Raw genomic sequence first — 2122 nt, 5'->3', positions numbered from 1 at the left:
TAAATGATCATTTTAATGCGCTAACCGATCACTTCGAAATTGCTTATCGCGTTAAAGCACGTAATCAACAGTGGGTTTGGATTTTAGACAGAGCCAAGATAGTTGAACGCGATCAAAAAGATGTCCCCCTTCGAATGACGGGCACCATTAAAGACATCAATAATATTAAGCAAGCAGAAGAACAACTTCGTTTATTCGCTAGAGCAATTGAAAATATTTCTGAAGGGATGTTTATTCTCAATGAGAAATATCAGTTTGTTGAAGTCAATAATGCCTGTTGCGAACTAGCAGCTTCAACAAAAGAAAAATTTGCGAATGAAATACTCCATTTCAGTCGTTATCCCGCCAGTTATTCTGAACAAATAAGAAACTTGTTAAAGCAGCAAGGTCGTTGGAGCGGCGAAATTGAAGCGAGTAAAGGTAAAGATAGCTATTTCTTAATGGAACTGACCATTGACGCTATATACAATGAACAAGGTGAAACCAGTCATTATGTTGGCGTATTTTCCGATATAACCCGTCGTAAGCAGCAAGAAGAAGAGCTCAGAAAACTCACCAATAATGACTTACTTACTGGTTTACCCAATAGGTCTAGTTTGCAAGTGACACTGAGTAACTTGGTTAAAAAAGATGTTCATCACACCCTAATGGTGCTTGATTTAGATAATTTCAAACGTATTAATGACTCATTAGGCCATCAAATTGGTGATGACTTATTAATTGGTGTTGCGGAACGTATTAAGTTAGCTATTCCAAAACATGCTAGCTTATACCGTCTAGGCGGTGATGAATTTGCTTTACTCGTCGATCAACACCCAGACATAGGGTCATGTGCAGCCATTGCTACACAAGTAATAAATTGTCTAAAACCAGCTTTCACTCTTAATAATGATTCACTCGTACTCGGTATTAGTATCGGCATTGTGCTTTATCCTGAAGATGAACAAAACGAGCAAGCATTGTTACGCAAAGCGGATATTGCTATGTATCACGCTAAATCTGGTGGTGGTAACCGTTATCAGTTCTATTCAGAGTCATTAAACCAAAATGCTTTACGTCAGCTCGAAATCGAAAGCTTAATCAGAGAAGCACTCAAAGACGACTTGTTTGAAGTATATTACCAACCCAAAATCGACGTTAAGAAAGATCGTCTTAACGGAATGGAAGCATTAGTGAGATTAAATCATCCTAAATTAGGCCTGATTGGACCGAATGAATTTATCCCACTTGCCGAAGAAAATGGTTTAATCGTTGAAATTGGTGATGTCGTCTTGCGAAAAGCGTGTTTTGCTGCGCAGAAATGGCTCGAACTAGGATTGTTTAGTGGTCGTGTTGCTGTCAACTTATCGTCAAGACAATTTGCTCTGCCCGATTTACAGCAACGAATAGAGTCAATTTTACGACTCACAAAATTACCAGCTAAACACCTAGAGCTTGAAATCACTGAAGGGACTGTGATTAAAGATCCCGAACAAGCCATTAAAGTGATGCAGCAATTGGCGAAAATGGGCGTCAGCCTTGCTCTTGACGACTTTGGGACAGGTTATTCCTCGTTGTCGTATCTAAAACGATTCCCCATTAATTGCTTAAAAATCGATAAAACCTTTGTTGATGACATAGATAAGTCAGACCGAGATCTGAAGATGGTCGATTCTATTATTACTATAGCCCACAATATGGGACTGACAGTGGTAGGTGAAGGCGTAGAGCAAACCGCACAACTCAATATATTAAAAGCACTTAATTGTGAAGAAATTCAAGGTTATATTTATAGCAAGCCTATTAGAGAAGCTGACTTTGAGTTAATGCTCACTGCAGACAAAGTTAAATTTGAAGCATTAAACAGTACCTTAATGAAAAAATAAATATTTACCTCTTATATTTGGCATGACAAATGCTAATACAAGTTCAGTTGTCAAAATAATATTGTTATTTAACCCTGAGCTTCAATTACTAAATATAAGAGAGATTAAAATGATTAAAGGAATGATTACAGTAGCTGTTTTATCGGCATTATCTATCGGTAGCGCTACTATGGTAAATGGACTTGAAACTCAAGCCGCCAGTATTCCAGGTCTTAAAGTGCTAAACACTCAAACCGCCAGCATTCCAGGCCTTAAAG

The 2122-nt window shown here is 38.0% G+C and carries 1 protein-coding gene; it reads left to right on the top strand.

Annotated elements, in window-relative coordinates:
- Positions 1-1865 (top strand): putative bifunctional diguanylate cyclase/phosphodiesterase (locus CXF78_RS14980; RefSeq protein WP_145991471.1); only part of this gene is annotated, 1865 nt, incomplete at its 5' end.
- Positions 1866-2122 lie beyond the last annotated feature (257 nt).

The sequence above is a fragment of the Shewanella sp. 11B5 genome (assembly GCF_002836795.1).
GTDB lineage: Bacteria > Pseudomonadota > Gammaproteobacteria > Enterobacterales > Shewanellaceae > Shewanella > Shewanella frigidimarina.
Note: the sequence above shows the minus strand (reverse complement) of the source record. Positions and strands in the feature narration are given on the sequence as shown.